Raw genomic sequence first — 18,687 nt, 5'->3', positions numbered from 1 at the left:
TATACGACGCCCCATTCCGGCCTGTATAGTGAATTGTTTCCATGCTGTGATCACTTTTACGACTCACATGAACGATACGCTGAACGTGCTGCTCTCGCGCTTGCGCATGAAGCAGTTGCAACTGCTGATTGCGCTCGACGATCACAAGTCGCTGCACAAGGCGGCGGGCGCGATGGCCATGACGCAGTCGGCGGCGAGCAAGGCCCTGCAGGAACTGGAATCGATGCTGGAAGCGCCGCTCTTCGAGCGTTCGAAGAGCGGCATGATCGCCAACCAGTTCGGGCATTGCGTGATCCGTTATGCACGGCTGATGGCGACGGACCTGACCTCGCTCTGCCAGGACATTGCGGAAATCCGCTCGGGGCGTGGCGGGCGTCTGGCGATCGGCGCGATCATGGGTGCGATTCCGGATGCCGTGGTGCCGGTGCTCAACACGCTGCATGCGAGCCAGCCGAATCTCTCGATCGAGATTGTCGAAGACACCAGCGCGCGGATGCTGCAGCAACTGGACGAGGGGCGTCTGGACCTGGTGATCGGGCGTGCTGCGGTCAGTGCCGATCCTTCGCGATATCAGTATCAGCCGTTGGGGGACGAACCGCTGTCGGTGGTGGTGGGCAACAGCCATCCGCCGATGTCGCGCAAGGCCGTGAATTTGCGCGATCTGGCCGGACACCGCTGGGTGACGTACCCCAGCCATATGCCGCTGCACGCGCTGCTGGAGCGCGAAATGGACCTGGCCGGCATGAGCATGCCCGTGAGTCCGATTTCCACCGCGTCGACCTTCGTGACCGTCGCGCTGCTTCAGCAGGCTGCGGATCTGGTATCGGTATTGCCGACCGGCATTGCCGAACTGTTCGCGAAGCACAAGATGCTGCGGATTCTGCCGGTCAAGCTGAAGTCGCAATCGCAGACGTTCGGGATTGTGTCGCGCAAGGGAGGCGTGCTGTCCCCGCCTGCCGAGCAGTTCATCCGGCTATTGCGCGAGCAGAAAGCGGCGGGGTGAAGGGAGGTGGGGTCTTGCGGGCGCTCCGGCGCGTTTTGACGCATTTTGATTTTGCGCGCGCGGAAACGCTCAATATCTCACTTCGCTCGCCGCTGCGCCATGCCTTGCTGAAACGGTGTTGCTGGCGCGAGACTGTGGGGGCATTCCGTACCCTTTCGGTTGTCCCGATCCGCGCTAAACTGATCGGGATGCGGGCCGGTTTTTCGGATGCGTGCCTGCGAGGGAGATGCCGCCATGAATCGGCCACTCGTTCGTTTTCCGCTTCGCACTGCCGGCGGTACGTCGGCGTGGAAGTGGTTCAAATGGTCGCTGGTCGCCGCTCTGCTGGTGGCGCTGGCAATCCTGGCCAAGCTTTGCCAGATCGAGATCGAAACTTCCCGCCTGCAGGCGCGCTACCTCTCAGAACTGACGCGCGACGTGGATTTCACGCTCGCGGACGGCGCGAGCCCCAATATCCGCTTTCCCACCAACGGCCCGTACGACGAGCGGCTTGGCTACGCCTTGCTGCCGTCGTTTCAGCAACGCCTGAGCGCACGCGGTTTCGTCGTCGCCTCGCAGGCGCGCGATTCCGAGCGCATGCTCGCGCTCGCCGACGACGGCTTGTTCCTGCCATATCAGGAGAAAGATCAGGCGGGCCTGCGACTGTTCGACGGCACCGGCGCGCCGCTGTTCGACGCTACCTATCCGCGCCGGATCTACGGCGGTTTTGACGCGATTCCGCCGGTCATCGTGAATTCGCTGCTGTTCGTCGAGGACCGCGAGTTGCTCGATCCCAACCAGCCGAACCGCAATCCGGCGATCGACTGGGGGCGCTTCGGCCACGCGGTGCTCGACCAGGGCGCGCGGATTTTCAACCGGCATCAGTTGCAGCCTGGCGGCAGCACGCTCGCCACGCAGATCGAGAAGTTCCGTCACTCGCCGGATGGGCGTACCGCTACGCCGCCGGAGAAGCTGCGGCAAATTGCGTCTGCTTCGGTGCGCGCCTATCTGGATGGACCGCAGACCATGCCGGCGCGGCGCGAAATCGTCGTGCAGTACCTGAATTCGGTGCCGTTGTCGGCGCAGCCGGGTGTCGGCGAGATCAACGGCATGGGCGACGGCCTGGCGGCATGGTATGGGCGCGACTTCGGCGAGGTCAACGCGATTCTCAACGCGCCGGCCTCGGCCGACAATCTGACCGAGCAGGCGCTGGCGTTCCGGCAGGTGCTCTCGCTGATGATTGCGCAGCGCGCGCCGTCGTACTTTCTGCATCACGGCTACGGCGAGCTCCAGCATATGACGGACAGCTATCTGCGGCTCCTCGCCACGGGCGGTGTCATTTCCACGTCGCTGCGCGACGCGGCGCTCAACGCGCAGATTGCACTGAATCCCACGCCGTTGCGCACGGCGGACGATTCGTTCGTCAGCCGCAAGGCCGTGACCTCGATGCGGGCGCATTTGCTGGACGCGCTCGGTTTGCGAAGCTTCTATGAACTCGACCGGCTCGATCTGCAGGCTACCGGCACGCTCAATAACGCGGTTCAGCAGGCGGTGAGCGACCGGCTCGCGGCCGCGGGCACCAAGGACGGTGCGCAGGCGGCGGGTCTGTATGGCTTCGAAATGCTGCGTCCCGGCGACGACCCGTCGAAGATCACCTACAGCCTGACGCTCTATGAACGGCACAACGGCGCGAACCTTGTGCGGGTGCAGACGGACAGCGTCAATGAACCGTTCGATATCAATTCGGGCGCGCGCCTGAATCTCGGCTCCACGGCGAAGCTGCGCACGGTGATCACGTACCTGCAGATCGTCACGGATCTGCACGACCGCTATGCGTCGCTGAGCGTGGCGGACCTGAAGCGTGTCCAGCCCGATCCGCAGGACGCGCTGACGCGTTGGGCGCTCGACTATCTGATCAAAACGCCCGACCATTCGCTGCAAGCCATGCTTGATGCCGCGGTGGAGAGAAAGTATTCGGCTAGCGCAGGGGAAACGTTTTACACCGGTGGCGGTGCGCAGACCTTCACCAATTTCGAATCGAGCGACAACAGCCAGATTCTGACCGTGCACCGGGCCTTTCAGCACTCGGTGAATCTGGTGTTCGTGCGCCTGATGCGCGATATCGTGCGCTATGAAATGATCCAGACCTCCGGGCCGTCGACGCAATGGCTCGACGATCCCGCCGCGCGCCAGCTATACCTGAGCCGCTTTGCCGATCAGGAAAGCCGCGTCTATATGAAGCGCTTCTACACGAAGTATCACGGCAAGACGCCTGATGAAGCGCTGGCGGCGATGCTGCACAGCGTGCATAAGTCGCCGCCGAAGATTGCGACGGTATTGCGCAGTGTGGCGCCCAATGGCGCGCAGGGCTGGTTCGACGCGCAGATGCGCGAGCAGCTCAAGGGCACGCCGGCGCAGTGGCTCACGGACGACGATCTCGCGAAGCTCTATACGAAGTACAGCATGGATCGCTTCAATCTGAACGACCGCGGCTATATTTCGCGCGTGCATCCGTTGGAGCTGTGGCTGGTGAATTATCTGCGCGAACATCCGGATGCCACGCTCGACCAGGTTCAGGACGCGAGCCGCGATGTGCGGGTGTCGACGTATTCGTGGCTCTTCAAGACTCGCTATCACGCTACGCAGGATCGGCGCATCAAGCACATGATCGAACTGCGTGCTTATGCTGCGATCGGCAAGTCGTGGCAGGCGCTTGGTTATCCGTTCGCCAATTTGACGCCGTCGTATGCGGCGGCGATTGGGGCGTCAGGCGACCGGCCGGCGGCGCTCGCGCAACTGATTGGTGTGATCGCCAACGGTGGCGACAAGGTGCCGACGGAAAGCATCGCGCAACTCGATTTCGCTAAAGATACGCCGTATGAAACGCATTTCGTGCGTGCAGCGGTCGCGCCGCAGACGCAGTTGTCGCCGCAGATCGTCAATGTCGTGCGTGGGATGTTGAGCGATGTCGTGCAGGGCGGGACGGCCAAGCGGCTTGCGGACGGGATGATTTTTCCCGATGGCAAGACGCTGCCGGTGTATGGGAAGACGGGTACCGGCGATCAGCGCTTTGAGGTATTTGCCAAAGGCGGGCGGTTGATCGAGTCGCGTAAGGTCAATCGCAGCGCGACGTTTGTGTTCATGATGGGCGACCGGTTCTATGGGACGCTGACCGCTTATGTGCACGAGCCTTATGCGGCCCGGTATGACTTTACTAGCGCGATGTCGGTGCAATTGCTGAAGTCGCTGGCGCCTGTGTTGCAGCCGTTGATTGAGGCGCCGAAGGCGGGTGGGGCGACGGGCGGCGTGGCCACGGTGAAGCGGAGTTGAGGGGACACCCAACTGTGCCGCAACGGCGTCGACGGGCGTTATGACGTGACGTCTTGCTGGCGTCGCCTCAGGCGTGGGTCGCCGCCTTGGCCGTCAGTTCCATACCCAGCGCTTTCATGACGGCCAGGGTCGTCTTCAGGGTGGGATTGCCGCGCTCGCTGAACGTCCGGTAAAGCTGCTCGCGCGAGAGTCCGGTTTGTCCGGCAATCTGCGCCATGCCTTTCGCACGGGCCACCACGCCCAGCGCGTGAGCAATATAGGCGGCATCGTTCGTCGCGAACGCCTCGGCCATGAACACGGCCATCGCTTCCTCGCTGGCCAGATCCTCAGCGGGATCATAGGTCGTCAACTTTTCAGTCATTTCATTCTCTCCATTCATCCGCCAGCCGCCTGGCTTCGAGGATGTCCTTCGCCTGACCGCTCTTCGTACCGCCGCAGAGCAGCACAATGATCGTGTTGCCCCGCCGCTGGAAGTAAATGCGGTAACCCGGACCATAGTGGATACGCAACTCGCTTACCCCCTGCCCGACCGGTTCCGCATCCCCCGCATGACCAAATGCCAGCCGGTCCAGCCGCGATGCAATCACTGCGCGCGCCCGCTCGTCCTTGAGGCGCATGCGCCATTTCCGGAAGGTTTCCGTTTGCTTTAACTCGATCATTATAAACCAATTTGTATTTTATAAACTACGGCCGGTTGCGATGTCGAGACCTCGCCACGTTGCGTACGTCACCTAGGGTTCCGTCGCGCCGCTGTGGCCTGTCGAGCCGCGGCTGCAAACCACGGTCTGCCCGGCCGCCTTCCCGAATGCTGTTGCGGTGTGCTCGATACCGGCGAGCATCCCTCGCATCTGACCAATTACTGGCTGGAATATAATGCGCTTCATAAAGTTTGTTATGCGAAGCAATTGGGATTCGTAAACTAGCGTCTTTTCACATTTTTGTCGTGATGTGAAGAGGTAAAGAATTGTGAAAAGACGCGTCCGCGCAACGACGGCTACGGATTCAGAGTTGTCTTGTTTTAGCGAACGGGTTTTGCTGTACTGGGCGGAGGAAAACCCATGTGTTTCGGACTGTCAGGGCAGCCGTTACTTGATGGGTCGAAGGCGGGTGGTGCGGGGCGGTGAGCGGGTGAAGCGGAGTTGAGGCAAGCGAGAGCGGCTCAATCGCCGCGTTAGTACTCCCCCTCCGTAGCCGGCTTAAGAAACAACTCATGCACCGGCGCAAAATGCGCATAAAGCGGCAGAATCGCTCCACCCATAGCGCGGGCATCCGCACCAATCGTGCCTTCCAGCAGTTGCGGCCGTACCATCCCCTCCCATTCGAACCCATCCAGTACACGCTCAGTACGCCGAATGATTTCGCGCACCAACTGACGGTCGAGTTCACCATCTATCACGACCGCTTCGAGATCGAGCAGGGCGGTCGCATTGATGAGCGCGCCGGCAATCGCAGGGCACGCGGTATCCAGCCACTGTTCGGTCAGACGCCACCACTCCGGCGCAAGCGCGCGATGATCGTGCGCGGCGGCAGCCGGCGCGCCGGCGTCGCTGAGCAGCCGCTCGAGCACAAAACCAGACGCCGCATGAAGCAACTGACGCGCCGCCTTAGGCTCCGTTTGCGCTCCCGCTCGATGCCCCGCGCCACCACCGCCAAGCGGAATCGACCCCACAGCGCCAGCGTTATTGTGCGGCCCGCCATGCAGCCGACCGTCGATCACAAGACCGCCACCAATAAACGTCCCAACGAACAGATACAGAAAGTTATGAATGCCGCGCCCCTGGCCCATCACCAGTTCGGCGGCGCAAGCGGCGGTGGTGTCTTTGGCGAACTCGACAGGCAGGCCGGTCATAGCGGCGATACGGGCGCGAATGTCGATGTCGTGCCACGCTTCAAGCGCTTCCGGCGGCGCGCCCAGAAAATCGCGCCAGCCCCCCAGCCAAAGAGGCGCCGCCACGCCCACGCCGACCACCTGTTTGGCCCGCTCGCCCAGCGTCTCGTTGACGCGCGCGAGCTTGCTTTCAAGCGCGGGAAACAACACCTGCGGATCGGGATACGCATATTCGAGCACATCGCGGCTGCACACGTGCCCCACGAAATCCATGGCAAGCACGTCGAGACTGCGGCGCCCAACCTTGATGCCGATCGTGTAGGCACCCTCGGGCCGCAACGCAATCGGCACCGACGGCTGCCCGATGCGCCCGCGCACGCGCGGCTGCCGCGCGAGCAGGCCGTCGTCGATCAGACGGTCGACGATCATCGAGACGGTCTGCATCGACAGGCGCGTCAACCGGCTGACATCGGCCTTCGCCAGCGGACCATGCAAGCGGATCGCCTGCAGCACGATCCGCTCGTTGAACTGCCGCATGCCGACCTGATTCGAGCCGACCGTGCGTTTAAGCGGCGAACGGGTTCCAGTGGTATCCATCGTGACCGCCCGTCAGCAGGGAACGTGCATCATGCGATGGCCTTGACGTCCGCTTCCTTGGCGCCGGTCATGATGGCAACCGCTTCGGACATATGAATGTCCTTCGTGTTGACGAGCGCCGCGCGCCGTCCCAACCGCTGGATATGGATGCGATCGGCAATCTCGAACACGTGCGGCATGTTATGGCTGATCAGGATTACCGGCAGGCCACGGTCGCGCACGCGCCGGATCAACTCGAGCACCATGTTGCCTTCCTTCACGCCGAGCGCCGCGGTCGGCTCGTCGAGAATCACGACATGGCGTGCGAACGCCGCGCTACGCGCCACCGCGACGCCCTGGCGCTGGCCGCCGGAGAGTGTTTCGACTGCCTGGCGCATCGAACGGATGCCGATCTGCAGGCCCTTCATATGCGCGGTGGCCTCTTCCAGCATGCGGCGCTTGTCGATCATCTTGAAGATCGAGCCGCGCCAGCCGGGCTTGACCAGCTCGCGGGCCAGAAACAGGTTTTCGGCGATGCTCATGGCGGGCGCCACCGCGAGGTCCTGATACACGGTTTCGATGCCTTGTTCGCGCGCATCGAGTGGACTGCGGAATTTGACCGGCTTGCCGTCGAGCAGGATCTCGCCTTCGTCGGGCACGGTGGCGCCGGAGAGCGCCTTGATCAGCGACGACTTGCCCGCGCCGTTATCGCCGATTACGGCCATGATTTCGCCGGGCATCACTTCGAAGTCGCAACCATCGAGGGCGGTGACCTGGCCATAGCGCTTGACGAGTCCACGCGCCTGCAGGACGGGCGTCGCAGTAGCAGCAGTTTGGGGAGTAGACATGACAGGCTCCTGGTGGATCATCGAGCGCCGCGGTGGGACAGCTTGTCGGCAGCGACGGCGAGAATCACCAGCATGCCGGTGATCAACACCTGATACACGGACGACACGCCGATCAACGTCAGGCCATTGCGGAACACGCCGACGATCAGCGCGCCGAGCAAGGTCCCGACAATCGAGCCGCGCCCGCCAAACAGGCTGGTGCCGCCGAGTACGACCGCGGTGATGCTGTCGAGGTTTTCGGTTTGCCCGGCTTGCGGATCGCCCACACCGGTCCGTGAAACCGACAACAGCGCGGCGATGCCGTAGATCGCGCCGGCCAGCGTATAGACGGTGAGCAGGATGCGCTGCGAAGAGAGACCCATCAGACGTGCGGCTTCGGCGTTATTGCCGAGCGCGTACAGATGCCGGCCGGGCACGGTATCGCGCAATACGAACCAGGTGGCCAGATACATCAGCAGCGTCAGCACGGTACCGTAGGTCACCTGGGCGGGTCCGATGCTGAACGTGTTGCCGAGGAACATGATCGCGTCAGGCAGGTTCGATACGCTCTCGGCGTTCGAGTAGATCTGCGTGAGGGCGAAGGCGATGTTCAGGGTGCCGAGCGTGACGATGAACGCCGGCAGTTTGATGCGCGTAATCAGTGTCCCGTTGAGCGCGCCGAACAGGGCGCTCGCACCGATGCCGCAGACGATGGCGAGGACCGGCGGCACACCGAGGTTGACCGCGAACTTGGTCATGATGATCGAGCCGAACGCCATCACCATGCCGCAGGACAGATCGATGCCGCCCGTCAGCACGATCAGCGTCTGGCCGATAGCGATGACGGCGACGACCATGGTCTGCTGGAGAATCAGCGAGAGGTTCTGGAACGACAGGAAGCGATTGCTCTGCGAGATGAAGAACGCACAGGCAAGCACGAGCGCGATGAGCGGGCCGATTTCGGCGAGCGAGGGTAGCCGCTCGGATAATGGGCGGTGGCCGCTGGCCGGTGCAGAGGGGGTCGACATGATGTGTTTCCTCGATGCTGGAGCGTGGCGCAGGGGCCACGCGGCAAATCAGCGGGAGACCCGTGGGAGGGTCCCCCGGTTGCTTAGGAACGCTTATTGACCCCAGCAGTTGGCAAGGCCAAAGGTGGTGTCCTTGCTGTCCACGCCGTTCATGGCCTTGTCGGTGATCAGCGTGACGCCGGTGTCGTGATAGCCCGCGACCTTCTTGCCGGTCTTGGCGTACTCGACGCCTGCGTCGACGCCGAGTGCCGCCATCTTCAACGGATACTGCTGCGACGTCGCGGCAATGGCGCCGGCCTTGACGTTGCGCACGCCTTCGCAGCCGCCGTCGATCGAAACGATCATCACGTCCTTATCCTTGCCTGCTGCCTTGAGCGCGCGATAGGCGCCTGCTGCAGCCGGCTCGTTGATCGTATAGACCACATTGATGTCCGGCGACTTCTGCAGGCAGTTCTCCATCGCCGTTTGTCCCTTCGCCTGATCGCCGCGCGTGTCCTGGCTGCAGACGATGGCCGGATCGCCTTCCTTGACGCCGAAGCCCTGCAGGAAGCCGTTATGACGCAGCACGCCCACTGAGACGCCCGGCGCCAGATCGAGCGTGGCGATCTTCGCCGGCTTGCCGCCCATCGCCGCCTTCGCGTACTGGCCGATCAGGACGCCGGCCTTGAAGTTGTCGGTGGCGAAGAGGGCGTCGGTGGCGTCTTGCGGCTCGGTCGGCGTATCGAGCGCAATCACCATTACGCCGGCGGCGCGCGCCTTCTTGATGCTCGGCACGATGGCCTTGGTGTCGCTCGGCGTAATCAGAATCGCTTTGGCGCCTGCCGTGATCATGTTTTCGATCGCGGTGACCTGGCTGGCGTTGTCGCCGTCGAACTTGCCGGCGGCGGTCAGCAGCTTGGCGCCGTCCTTCTGGGCGGCGGCTTCCGCGCCTTGCCGCATCTTCACGAAGAACGGGTTTGTGTCGGTTTTGGTAATGAGGCCGACGACGGGCTGATCGGCCGCCTGCGTGGCGCCGGCGCACCAGACGGCGGATGCCGCGACGCACAGGGTGACGATACGACGGACAACGGGCTGCCTGCGGGATTTCAGATTCATGGGACGCTCCTCCGGATAATTGACGACGACGTTATGGACTGCGGTCGATTCAATAGCTAATGGGCGCTGGGTGCGCCTCTCGTAGCCGCGTCGGCTGCATCGGACGACGCAGGACGGGCTGGTTTTTTCGACTAAATCACTTTGGTTTATTTAGTACAGCAGGGCGGCTGGGCAGAGTCAAGGAGGGGGAGTTGATGCAATGCGGCTAACCGGGCGTCTTCTGTTCGCGCGCAGCGGCTTGCCTGGAAAGGCATTGGGGAGATTGGTGCGGCGCAGGAATCAAGAGCGTGGATTGGGGTAAGTCTGGAGGGCGATGAGTGGCTTCTGACGCAATTGAGACGTTATCTGTATGTAAGAAACGGGTATTTGACCGCCGTTCCAGTTGAATTCTTTTTGTTTTGTTGCGCTGCGGAAAGATCGGTTTATAATAGGGTTATTACCTAGGTAGTTAACCCTAGCCTGAACTGGAGCTTGCCATGAGCCACATCACCACGACTTCCACCCCGGCCGCTAGCGGCTGGCTTGCCCGTCTTGCCGCCGTCGCCCGCCACGCATTGCAACTGCACCTGCAAACGTGCGCGATCATCGCTGAAGCCCATCGCCGCCCGCAATAAGCGTCGGGGTGCTTAGGCGTCCCTTAGGCGCCCAAGCAGGTATCAAAGCCTTGATTTAACCCGCCCGGCACGCGAGTCAACGGCTCATTTCGCCGTCAGCTACGCGTACGCGTGTGTCGAGCAACTCGCGGCGACCTCCCTTTCGACCGATTGGTTAGAGGTCCAACACAACGGTGGAAGTTTCACCCGTTCCGGTCCGCGCCGGTATCGCCGAGCAGATCAGCGCATGGCCCGGCTCGATGTGTGCCTCGCACGGCACGGGGTAAGTCACCTCGCCGGAGAGCAGGCGCGTCGAACAGGCTCCGCATACGCCCGATCTGCAGTTGGATTCGGCCGTCACCCCATTCGCTTCCGCGAAGTCGAGCAGGCTTCCTTCCTCCTTCGACCACAAGGCGTCGCGTTTCGTCCGCATGAACACGACTTTCGACACTTGCGTTGGGTCGCGCGGCACCGCAGGCGCTTGCTTGACCTCGGTAGCTGGAGCAAGCGCCGTGCTGCCGCCACGCTTGACGCTCGCCGGTCCGAACGCCTCGAAACGAATCCGCTCGTCCGCGATGTTGAGTGCGCGCAGCCCGTTGTAGAGGTCCTGCATGAACGCGCCCGGACCGCACAGATAAAAATCATAGTCGCCGAACGGCAAGACCCGTTTGAGAAACTCGACGTCGACCCTCCCCACCGACTGCCCGGAAATTTCGCTGCCCGTTTGCGTGGGCCGAGTGTCGCGCAAATGCACGGACAAATGCGGATGCGCCTGCTCGGCGGCTCTGAGCAAATCGGCGAATGGATGTTCGTCGGCCTGACGTGCGCCGTGAATGAAAAAGATGGGCTCGGGTTGCGCTTGCCCTGCGGTGTCGGCCAGCAGCGTGTTCAACATCGCGATCATCGGCGTGATGCCAATGCCCGCAGACAGCAGAACCACCGGGCGTCGACTGTCCCGGTCGAGCTTGAACGCGCCGGAAGGCGCCTTCGCCTCGATTTCCATCCCAGGCTTGATCTGCTCGTGCAGCCATGCGGACGCCGCGCCTTCGCGCTTGACGGTGATGCGGTAGTGCCGGCCGTGATCCGCGTCCGAGAGGGTGTAGGTCCGAATCAGCGGTGCGGCGAGCCCGGCCACCTGCAAGCGGATGGGCAGGAACTGGCCGGGCTCGAAATGAGGCAGCGCGGCGCCATCCACGGATTGCAGATAGAACGAGCGCGCCGTGGGCGTTTCTTCGCGGACGTCGGACACCTTCAGCTTGCGCCAGCCGCCTGAGGGCGCAACCACGGCCTCGGCTTCTTGCGTTTGCCAGCTTCCGGTCTTCACCAGTTGTGGCGCGTATTGCACCTCGGACCAGCGGAACGGCAACGCGCGTCGGCTGCGTCGAACTTCGCGCACATGAAAGCGCATGAGCCGCTCGGCGCCTTCGAACGAGGCCAGCTCGGCGCCTTCCCAGATGATTTCTGCATCCACGGCGAGATACAGCAGATCGCCGCTCTCGAAGTCGATCACCAGCAGTCCCGCACGCGGATCCTGCATCAGGTTGCCAATCGTGTTGAAAAACAGATTGCCGCTGAAGTCCGGTGTGGTCAGCGTGTGCGCGTCGTCGACGCGAATGAAGCCGGGCTTGCCGCCCCGATGCGAGACATCCGCGCCGCGCCCGAAGCCGGCATCGCTGGATGCGTTGGCGCTGGCGATAAAGAACGTGTCGGCACGGCCGAGCAGCGCGCGGTCGGCGTCACTGAGTGCTGGCGACGATTCCTGTGCCGCGTTCTCCTCGGACTCGGCCGCCACGAAGATAGGCGCGCGGCTCTGGATATATTTCGCGCAGTTGCCGAAGCTCTGGCTGACACTCACCGTCAGCGCGCCGTCGTCGATTGCCGCAATCACGCCGTTGACGCGATTGCGCCGCCGCGTGGCCGGCTGGATGCCCAACCCGCCGATCAGCGCGCCGACCTGCCACGCCGCGGCGAGCGGGTCGCCTGCCAGCGCGCGTCCGGCAATGCGCAGCGTACGCTCATCGGGCGTCGACACGAACCCAGGCTCACCCACGCGCAACGAGGCCCACGGTTGTCCGCTTGCATCGAGTCCGCTCAACACCATAAACGGCTGTTCGGCGAAGAACCGTCGATGCTGCTCCGGCATGTAATCGCGAATCCCGCGCCGTGCATCGACGTTCATCCGCTCGCGCACGCCGGCGCGCTCCTGCGCGGCGAGTTCGCCGGCATGAAACGGCGATTCGGCGGCGCGCCAGCCAGGCGCAGGTGCGAGCGTAGACATGATGGACTCGGGTGATTGACGCGTGAGTGAACCCCGGCCGCAGCCGGGGCAGGGCTAGTCGATCTCGGCGACCAGGCCGGCTTTGCTGGCCGGCATGGGCAGGAAGCGCGGCAGCGCTTCGATTCGCTTGAGCCACGCGCGAATATGCGGGTACGGCTCGAGCGAGATGCCACCTTCGGGCGCATGAGCGATATACGAATGCGCGGCAATGTCGGCAATCGTCGGCGTGTCGCCGATCGCGAACGGCTTGTCGCGCAACTCGGCATCGAGCACGTCGAACAGCTTCACGGCGATCTTTTGTGCGGTTTCCAGATGATGCGGCGCTCCGAACACGGTGACGAGCCGCGCCGCACACGGGCCGTACGCAATCTTGCCGGCGGCGAGCGAGAGCCAGCGCTGCACGGCCGCGGCGCCGAGCGGATCTTGCGGCAGCCAGGACGGATCGCCGTACTTGCGCGCGAGGTAGACCAGGATCGCATTCGAGTCGCTCAACACGACATCGCCGTCTTCGATTACCGGCACTTCGCCGAGCGGATTGAGCGCCAGGTGCGCGGGCTTGCGGTTGTCGCCGGCCGCCATGTTGAGCTCGTTGATCGTGAACGGCAGATCGAGCAGCGTCAGGAACAGCTTGACGCGATGCCCGTGACCGGACAGCAGGGTCGTATGCAGCCGGATCGGCTGGGCGGGCTTGGATGGGGACATGACAGGCTCCGTGAAAAAGCAGGCTATGGATGATTGGCTTAGCGTAGCTTATGCCTCGCCGAATGGCCTGAGAAGACGGATAATCATGATTACTCTATCCTCTTAAAGTGGACAATCGAATGGCTAGCGCGAGCGATGTGAACCTCAACCGGCTGGCGGTGTTCGTCGCGGTGATCGAGGCGGGTTCCTTGACGGCGGCGGCCGACCGGCTGGGCATCGCCAAGACCATGGTCAGCACGCATATGCAGCGGCTCGAGGCGGAGGTGGGGGCGAGCCTGCTGGTGCGCACCACGCGGCGTGTCAGCGTCACCGAGGCGGGCAGGGCGTTCTACGAAGCGAGCCGGCATATCCTGAGCATGGCGGACGAGGCGCTCCAGGCGGTGGAACAGGGCAGCGGCACGTTGCGGGGCACGCTACGCGTGGCTACGCCGGTCGATTACGGTGCGATCGTGGTCGCACCCGTACTGGTCGCGCTGCGGCAGCAGCATCCGGAGCTCAACATCGAACTCGTGTCGAACGACCGTCTTGTGAATTTGCTGGCGGAGGGTATCGATGTCGCGATCCGGGTGGGGCGCCTCGCCGATTCGAGCCATCGCGCGGTGAAGATCGCCAGCTACGCGCGCTGGCTGGTCGCGAGCCCAGCGTTCATCGAGGCGTGGGGCGCACCGTCCACCCTTGCGGCATTGGCCGCGTTGCCGTTTATCGGCATGGCGGTGCTGGCCAAGCCGCTGGCGGTCTCGTTGGAGAACGCCCGGGGCCGCAAGCAGACCGTGCGCTTTGCAGCGGGATTTCTCGCGGATACCGCCACGGCATGCCGGGCCGCGACGCTCGCGGGCGGCGGCGTGGGCGCGCTGACGGACTTCTCGGTGGGTGAGGATGTCGCCGCGGGACGGCTGGTCCGCCTGCTGCCGGAGTGGTCGACGCCGGCCGCGGGCATTCATGCGCTGTTCCCCTCGGCGCGCTATCCGGCGCCCAAGGTGCGCGTGTTTATCGACGCGCTCAAGGCGCATCTCGGTGCCGAAGATGTGTGACCTCTGAGACAGAGGCGACGCGGCGGCGCAGGCGCCGTCTTGCTGCCGTGCCGCGAAACCGCCGAGGGTGAATCGACCGCTCTAGCGAAGATTCAGCGTCTTACGGCATTGCCACAACGCAAACAGGCTGATGATGCCGAGCGCCATGAGGTAGAACGCGGGAGCCAGGTTGCTGCCGGTTGCCTGAATGAGCGTCGCCACAATGAGCGGTGCGAAGCCGCCGAAAACAGTGACACCGATGTTGTAGCTGATCGCCATGCCGGTTGCGCGCGTTTCTATCGGGAACGTCTCGGCCATCAACGCCGGCAGGGCCCCGAAATAGACGGCTTTGAGCAGGCCGACCCATGCCATCATCGCCATGAGCCCTGCGAGGCTGGCATGCTCGCCGAGGCTGCGGAACACGGGGTAAATGGTCAGCGTAAAGACGATGCCGGCCGCGCTCATCATGCGAACTCTTCCAATCCGGTCGGAGAGATGGCCGACGAACGGGGTGACGATGGTGAGAATGGCGCCCGTCAGCACGGTTGCGGTGAAGCCGAAGCTCGCAGGAAGGTGGAGCTGCCGGACTGCGTAAGTCGGGATATAAAGAATGACGTAACTGGTCCCGGTAGAGAGGACGAGCGTACCCACGGCCAGCAGCATGCGGCGCTTCTGGCGTGCGAACACTGCGCGCACGGGCGATTCTTCGGGCTTCGTTTCCTGGAAACTGCGGCCTTCGTGGACATGTTTGCGCAAATAAAGGCCTACGGGTCCAATCAGGATGCCGAATAAAAACGGCAACCGCCAGCCCCACGATTCGAGCGACGCCGTATCGAGCGTATTGGTCAGGATTGCGCCGAAACTTGCCGCCAGCAGGTAGCTGAGGCCCTGGCTGGCGAACTGGAAGCTGGCGATAAAGCCCTTGCGCTCGGGTGCCTGTTCAACCATGAAGGCGGTCGTGCTGCCGAATTCGCCTCCCGCCGAAAATCCCTGCACAAGCCGCGCAAACACGACTGCGATCGGCGCCGCTACGCCTATCGTTGCGTAGCCTGGCATCAGGGCGATGATGGCCGTGCCGGCCATCATCATGACGATCGACAGCATCATCGACGCCTTGCGGCCATGGCGATCCGCGTAGGAGCCGAGCACGAGCGCACCGACCGGTCGGATCAGGTAGGAAATGCCGAAGGTGCCGAGTGTCACCAGCAGCGAAACGGTGGCGTTCGAAGCCGGGAAGAACGTCTTGGCGATCGTCGTGGCGAAGAATCCATAGATCAGGATATCGAACCATTCGAGCGCGTTGCCGATCGACGCGGCGAAGATGATCCAGTAAAAGCTGGAATACCGGGGCTTGATGGCAACGGTATCGGTCGCAGTCGCGGCGGTAGGCATTTGACTCTCCAGGGGATAGGGCGAGTACTCGGTTGCGCAAGAGGATTGCCGTCATGTCGCACGCGCCCAGTGACGCTCGCGCGGCTCAATGGCTCAGTAACTATCTCCCCACTTTTCCGTCAATGAGGCGCGCAGGCCTTCTTCTATGGTGGCGATAACCGCATTGGCCTGTATGTCCTCGTTCGTGCGAGGACGATAGTGTGCGAAGAAAACCCGTTGCCCGAGGACGCCACCTAGCCACTCCAGCGCGGCAAGCTCCTGGGAGCACAGCAACAGGCGGCTGTCGCGCGGGAGCGGACCGATGGCCCGCTCTATGGCGGTTTCCGGTCTATGCGCGTTGGGCTGGGCATGCTCGCGCGACGCCAGCCATTCGTCGTGCGCGGCAGCGGCATTGATCAGGTGCAGCCACGCGACCTGGGGTGAGTTTCCCAGACGCGTGGACAACACCTGTTCGAAGTCGTATGCGACCGTGGCGTCGGTGACGACGCAGACTTGCGTGAGGCGCGACGGCTCCCTGCGCCAAAGCCAACGCGAGAGGGGTGAATCAACACGGGTTCGCATAACGTTCTCCGTTGCCCACGTAAAACGCCTATTTGTGTGATCTCTCAGGTTCGTGCATTGCCCTCGGCGTTCCTGTCAACCGTTGCGGAACAGGAAGCTGTAACCGTTCAGTGCCGGCACCCCGCCCAGGTGCGCATAGAGCACCTTCGAACCGGCGGGAAACTCGCCGAGCCGTACCTTGTCGATCATGCCTTGCATCGACTTGCCTTCGTAGACGGGATCGGTCAGCATGCCTTCGAGTTTCGCGCACAGGCGGATGGCTTCCATCGTGCCTTCGTTCGGCAAGCCGTATTCCGGGCCGCCGTAGCGCTCGTCGAGTACGATATCCGCCGCGACGATGTCGCGGTTCAGCTCGACCTGCTCGGCTGTTTGCTTCGCAATCCGGAAGATCTGCTCGCGGGTCTTGGCAGGCTTGGCCGACGCATCGATGCCGATCACGCGGTCGGCACGACCATCCGCGGCAAAGCCCACCACCATGCCTGCCTGCGTGCTGCCGGTCACCGAGCACACCACGACATAGTCGAACTTGAAGCCGAGTTCCGCTTCCTGTTGCCGGACTTCCTCCGCAAAGCCGACAAAGCCCAGGCCGCCCAACGGATGATCCGAACAGCCTGCCGGAATCGCATAAGGCTTTCCGCCTGCCGCGCGCACGCTTTCCAGCGCGTCTTCCCAGCTTTTGCGAAAGCCGATATCGAAGCCGTCGGAGACGAGTCGCACGTCGGCGCCCATGATGCGCGACATCTGGATGTTGCCCACGCGGTCATACACCGCGTCTGAGTAGTTCACCCAGTTTTCCTGCACGAGCACGCACTTCATGCCCAGGTGCGCGGCGACGGCCGCGACCTGACGCGTTTGATTGGACTGGATGCCGCCGATCGACACGAGCGTATCGCAGCCCTGCGCCAGGGCTTCGGGAATGAGGTATTCGAGCTTGCGCGTCTTGTTGCCGCCGAATGCGAGGCCGCTGTTGCAGTCTTCGCGCTTCGCATACAGCTCGACCTTGCCGCCCAGATGCTGGCTCAGGCGTCGCAAGGGTTGGATCGGCGTGGGGCCGAAGGTGAGCGAATGGCGAGGGAATTTCTTGAGGTTCATGCGCGGCTCCGGTGATGAAGAGAGTCCCAGCACCTCGTTACCCCGAGCGGCCGACACGCCTGGACTCGTGGCCGATGCTGCGATGAAGAGTATGGTAAGAAAATATCGAAGAAATCGGGTTGCGAAGATATTGGCGAATTTGGGTTTTGAGTAGGTCGATGGTATTTTTGACCTTTATTTACTTCGCCGAGAGCGCCATGCCCGCAAGAAAATTTCGTGCCTCTGCGCCGGAGTCCCAACCGGTAAGCCCGCAGATCGATCGCGTCGATCGGGCCATCCTGCGCCAGCTACAGCGCGACGCATCGATCTCGAACGTGGCGCTCGCGGCCAAGGTGAATCTCAGCGCGCCGGCCTGCCTACGCCGGGTTGAGCGGCTCAGGGAAATGGGCCTGATACGCGGTGTGGTGGCGTTGCTCAATGCGAAAGCGCTCGAAGCCGGCATGCTGGTGATGATCGGCGTGGTGCTCGACCGCTCGACGCCGGACTCCTTCGCCGACTTCGAAAAGGCCGCGCAGAAGGTGTCCGGATGCATGGAGTGTCACGTCGTCACGGGAGAGTTCGATTACTTCATGCTGGTGCGTACGCGGGATAGCGACAGCTTTAACCGCTTGCACGCCGAGCAGTTGCTGTATCTGCCAGGGGTACGGCAGATCCGCAGTTTTGTGGTCCTGAAGGAAATTCTTTCGACCACAAGCATTCCGGTCTAGCGGCGGCCGGCGCCGCTTGCATCAAGATGCGCGTTCACTGCCAGTCCGTCGCGACGTCGTCTGGGTCCACCAGCGTCAGGCCGGAGGCCGGCAGCGGCAGCGCCGTCTTGTAGCGCACCTGTTTGAGCGCGAAGCTGGAGCGGATGTTGGACACGCCCGGTATTTTCGTCAGATGTTCGAGGATGAAGCGCTCGAGCGTCGGCATGTCCGGCATTACCACGCGCAGCAGATAGTCGGCGTCGCCCGTCATCAGATAACACTCCATCACTTCGGGCCGCTCGGAGATGGCCTGCTCGAAGCGCTGCAGCGCGTCCTCGACCTGCTTTTCCAGGCTCACCTGAATAAACACGTTGATCCGCAGACCCAACGGCTCGGGATTGAGCAAGGTCACCTGCTGCTTGAAGAGGCCGAGCTTTTCGAGCGCGCGCACCCGGTTGAAGCAGGGTGTGGGCGACAGGTTGACCGCGCGCGCCAGCTCGGAATTGGTGATGCGGGCGTTTTGCTGCAACTGGCTGAGAATCCCGATGTCGATGCGGTCGAGCCGTTTCGGCGGCGTGGTCATAGATGAAAGATTCCGGAAATGGAGGTCTGTGCAGAATAAATACACTATCCAGAGTGGGAATGACAAGCAAATGAGAGGCCTATTTTGCAGCTTGATGGTTACCATGGTGTCCAGTGAGTTTGAA

Annotated in this window: 17 protein-coding genes; 5 read left to right on the top strand and 12 right to left on the bottom strand. The window is 62.8% G+C overall.

Features of this window, described 5'->3' with window-relative positions; all coding sequences use genetic code 11:
- Positions 1-67: 67 nt before the first annotated feature.
- Both P3T42_RS13140 and P3T42_RS13135 read left to right on the top strand, forming a co-directional pair.
- A complete protein-coding gene (locus P3T42_RS13140) occupies positions 68-1,003 on the top strand; it encodes a LysR family transcriptional regulator (protein WP_429306276.1) in 936 nt (311 codons plus the stop codon).
- Positions 1,004-1,237: 234 nt separating this feature from the next.
- The gene (locus tag P3T42_RS13135; RefSeq protein ID WP_429306275.1) at positions 1,238-4,312 is read left to right on the top strand and encodes a transglycosylase domain-containing protein; all 3,075 of its coding nucleotides are present in this window, start codon (positions 1,238-1,240) and stop codon (positions 4,310-4,312) included.
- A gap of 67 nt (positions 4,313-4,379) precedes the next feature.
- Here P3T42_RS13135 and P3T42_RS13130 read toward each other — a convergent pair whose 3' ends face one another.
- The 6 genes from P3T42_RS13130 to P3T42_RS13105 all read right to left on the bottom strand — a co-directional run bounded on the left by P3T42_RS13130 (position 4,380) and on the right by P3T42_RS13105 (position 9,666).
- A complete protein-coding gene (locus P3T42_RS13130) occupies positions 4,380-4,673 on the bottom strand; it encodes an addiction module antidote protein (RefSeq protein WP_074294834.1) in 294 nt (97 codons plus the stop codon).
- A 1-nt stretch (position 4,674) separates the two neighbouring features.
- Positions 4,675-4,971, bottom strand: a complete 297-nt coding sequence (locus P3T42_RS13125; protein ID WP_074294836.1) for a type II toxin-antitoxin system RelE/ParE family toxin — start codon at positions 4,969-4,971, stop codon at positions 4,675-4,677.
- A gap of 512 nt (positions 4,972-5,483) precedes the next feature.
- Complete coding sequence (locus P3T42_RS13120) at positions 5,484-6,737, bottom strand: ROK family transcriptional regulator (protein WP_429306274.1); 1,254 nt, start codon at positions 6,735-6,737, stop codon at positions 5,484-5,486.
- A 29-nt stretch (positions 6,738-6,766) separates the two neighbouring features.
- Complete coding sequence (locus tag P3T42_RS13115) at positions 6,767-7,564, bottom strand: ATP-binding cassette domain-containing protein (RefSeq protein WP_074294839.1); 798 nt, start codon at positions 7,562-7,564, stop codon at positions 6,767-6,769.
- 17 nt (positions 7,565-7,581) lie between these two features.
- Positions 7,582-8,571 (bottom strand): ABC transporter permease, encoded by a 990-nt coding sequence (locus P3T42_RS13110; protein WP_074294841.1) that lies wholly within the window; start codon positions 8,569-8,571, stop codon positions 7,582-7,584.
- 93 nt (positions 8,572-8,664) lie between these two features.
- Positions 8,665-9,666: a sugar ABC transporter substrate-binding protein gene (locus tag P3T42_RS13105; protein ID WP_074294842.1), complete on the bottom strand. Its 1,002-nt coding sequence runs from the start codon at positions 9,664-9,666 to the stop codon at positions 8,665-8,667.
- A 476-nt stretch (positions 9,667-10,142) separates the two neighbouring features.
- On the opposite strand from P3T42_RS13105, the gene P3T42_RS13100 reads away from it, so the two are divergent.
- A complete protein-coding gene (locus P3T42_RS13100; RefSeq protein ID WP_171991605.1) occupies positions 10,143-10,280 on the top strand; it encodes a hypothetical protein in 138 nt (45 codons plus the stop codon).
- Between the two features lie 154 nt (positions 10,281-10,434).
- Here P3T42_RS13100 and P3T42_RS13095 read toward each other — a convergent pair whose 3' ends face one another.
- The gene (locus tag P3T42_RS13095) at positions 10,435-12,537 is read right to left on the bottom strand and encodes a pyridoxamine 5'-phosphate oxidase family protein (RefSeq protein ID WP_429306273.1); all 2,103 of its coding nucleotides are present in this window, start codon (positions 12,535-12,537) and stop codon (positions 10,435-10,437) included.
- A gap of 54 nt (positions 12,538-12,591) precedes the next feature.
- The gene (locus tag P3T42_RS13090; RefSeq protein WP_074294846.1) at positions 12,592-13,239 is read right to left on the bottom strand and encodes a glutathione S-transferase family protein; all 648 of its coding nucleotides are present in this window, start codon (positions 13,237-13,239) and stop codon (positions 12,592-12,594) included.
- 119 nt (positions 13,240-13,358) lie between these two features.
- On the opposite strand from P3T42_RS13090, the gene P3T42_RS13085 reads away from it, so the two are divergent.
- Positions 13,359-14,270: a LysR family transcriptional regulator gene (locus tag P3T42_RS13085; protein WP_429306272.1), complete on the top strand. Its 912-nt coding sequence runs from the start codon at positions 13,359-13,361 to the stop codon at positions 14,268-14,270.
- A gap of 81 nt (positions 14,271-14,351) precedes the next feature.
- Here the strand turns inward: P3T42_RS13085 and P3T42_RS13080 are convergent, their stop codons facing one another.
- From P3T42_RS13080 to P3T42_RS13070, 3 genes are all read right to left on the bottom strand, one after another.
- On the bottom strand, positions 14,352-15,641 hold the full coding sequence (locus P3T42_RS13080) for an MFS transporter (RefSeq protein WP_074294851.1): 1,290 nt from the start codon (positions 15,639-15,641) through the stop codon (positions 14,352-14,354).
- Positions 15,642-15,734: 93 nt separating this feature from the next.
- Complete coding sequence (locus P3T42_RS13075) at positions 15,735-16,202, bottom strand: hypothetical protein (protein ID WP_429306271.1); 468 nt, start codon at positions 16,200-16,202, stop codon at positions 15,735-15,737.
- 75 nt (positions 16,203-16,277) lie between these two features.
- Positions 16,278-17,294: a 1-aminocyclopropane-1-carboxylate deaminase gene (locus P3T42_RS13070; protein ID WP_074294855.1), complete on the bottom strand. Its 1,017-nt coding sequence runs from the start codon at positions 17,292-17,294 to the stop codon at positions 16,278-16,280.
- 197 nt (positions 17,295-17,491) lie between these two features.
- Between P3T42_RS13070 and P3T42_RS13065 the strand changes: the two genes are divergently transcribed.
- A complete protein-coding gene (locus P3T42_RS13065) occupies positions 17,492-18,001 on the top strand; it encodes an Lrp/AsnC family transcriptional regulator (RefSeq protein WP_074297192.1) in 510 nt (169 codons plus the stop codon).
- Positions 18,002-18,035: 34 nt separating this feature from the next.
- Here P3T42_RS13065 and P3T42_RS13060 read toward each other — a convergent pair whose 3' ends face one another.
- Positions 18,036-18,563 (bottom strand): Lrp/AsnC family transcriptional regulator, encoded by a 528-nt coding sequence (locus P3T42_RS13060; RefSeq protein WP_074294857.1) that lies wholly within the window; start codon positions 18,561-18,563, stop codon positions 18,036-18,038.
- Between the last annotated feature and the right edge of the window lie 124 nt (positions 18,564-18,687).

Source organism: Paraburkholderia sp. GAS38 (assembly GCF_050434965.1).
Lineage (GTDB): Bacteria > Pseudomonadota > Gammaproteobacteria > Burkholderiales > Burkholderiaceae > Paraburkholderia > Paraburkholderia phenazinium_A.
This window is presented reverse-complemented; position numbering and strand designations above follow the sequence as displayed.

Excerpts from the sequence above, each read along its gene's own strand:
- P3T42_RS13090 (WP_074294846.1), bottom strand. The coding sequence starts at position 13,239 with ATGTCCCCATCCAAGCCCGCCCAGCCGATCCGGCTGCATACGACCCTG.
- P3T42_RS13120 (WP_429306274.1), bottom strand. The coding sequence starts at position 6,737 with ATGGATACCACTGGAACCCGTTCGCCGCTTAAACGCACGGTCGGCTCG.
- P3T42_RS13070 (WP_074294855.1), bottom strand. The coding sequence starts at position 17,294 with ATGAACCTCAAGAAATTCCCTCGCCATTCGCTCACCTTCGGCCCCACG.
- P3T42_RS13115 (WP_074294839.1), bottom strand. The coding sequence starts at position 7,564 with ATGTCTACTCCCCAAACTGCTGCTACTGCGACGCCCGTCCTGCAGGCG.
- P3T42_RS13080 (WP_074294851.1), bottom strand. The coding sequence starts at position 15,641 with ATGCCTACCGCCGCGACTGCGACCGATACCGTTGCCATCAAGCCCCGG.
- P3T42_RS13135 (WP_429306275.1), top strand. The coding sequence starts at position 1,238 with ATGAATCGGCCACTCGTTCGTTTTCCGCTTCGCACTGCCGGCGGTACG.
- P3T42_RS13140 (WP_429306276.1), top strand. The coding sequence starts at position 68 with ATGAACGATACGCTGAACGTGCTGCTCTCGCGCTTGCGCATGAAGCAG.
- P3T42_RS13060 (WP_074294857.1), bottom strand. The coding sequence starts at position 18,563 with ATGACCACGCCGCCGAAACGGCTCGACCGCATCGACATCGGGATTCTC.
- P3T42_RS13095 (WP_429306273.1), bottom strand. The coding sequence starts at position 12,537 with ATGTCTACGCTCGCACCTGCGCCTGGCTGGCGCGCCGCCGAATCGCCG.
- P3T42_RS13075 (WP_429306271.1), bottom strand. The coding sequence starts at position 16,202 with ATGCGAACCCGTGTTGATTCACCCCTCTCGCGTTGGCTTTGGCGCAGG.
- P3T42_RS13125 (WP_074294836.1), bottom strand. The coding sequence starts at position 4,971 with ATGATCGAGTTAAAGCAAACGGAAACCTTCCGGAAATGGCGCATGCGC.
- P3T42_RS13085 (WP_429306272.1), top strand. The coding sequence starts at position 13,359 with ATGGCTAGCGCGAGCGATGTGAACCTCAACCGGCTGGCGGTGTTCGTC.
- P3T42_RS13130 (WP_074294834.1), bottom strand. The coding sequence starts at position 4,673 with ATGACTGAAAAGTTGACGACCTATGATCCCGCTGAGGATCTGGCCAGC.
- P3T42_RS13110 (WP_074294841.1), bottom strand. The coding sequence starts at position 8,571 with ATGTCGACCCCCTCTGCACCGGCCAGCGGCCACCGCCCATTATCCGAG.
- P3T42_RS13105 (WP_074294842.1), bottom strand. The coding sequence starts at position 9,666 with ATGAATCTGAAATCCCGCAGGCAGCCCGTTGTCCGTCGTATCGTCACC.
- P3T42_RS13100 (WP_171991605.1), top strand. The coding sequence starts at position 10,143 with ATGAGCCACATCACCACGACTTCCACCCCGGCCGCTAGCGGCTGGCTT.
- P3T42_RS13065 (WP_074297192.1), top strand. The coding sequence starts at position 17,492 with ATGCCCGCAAGAAAATTTCGTGCCTCTGCGCCGGAGTCCCAACCGGTA.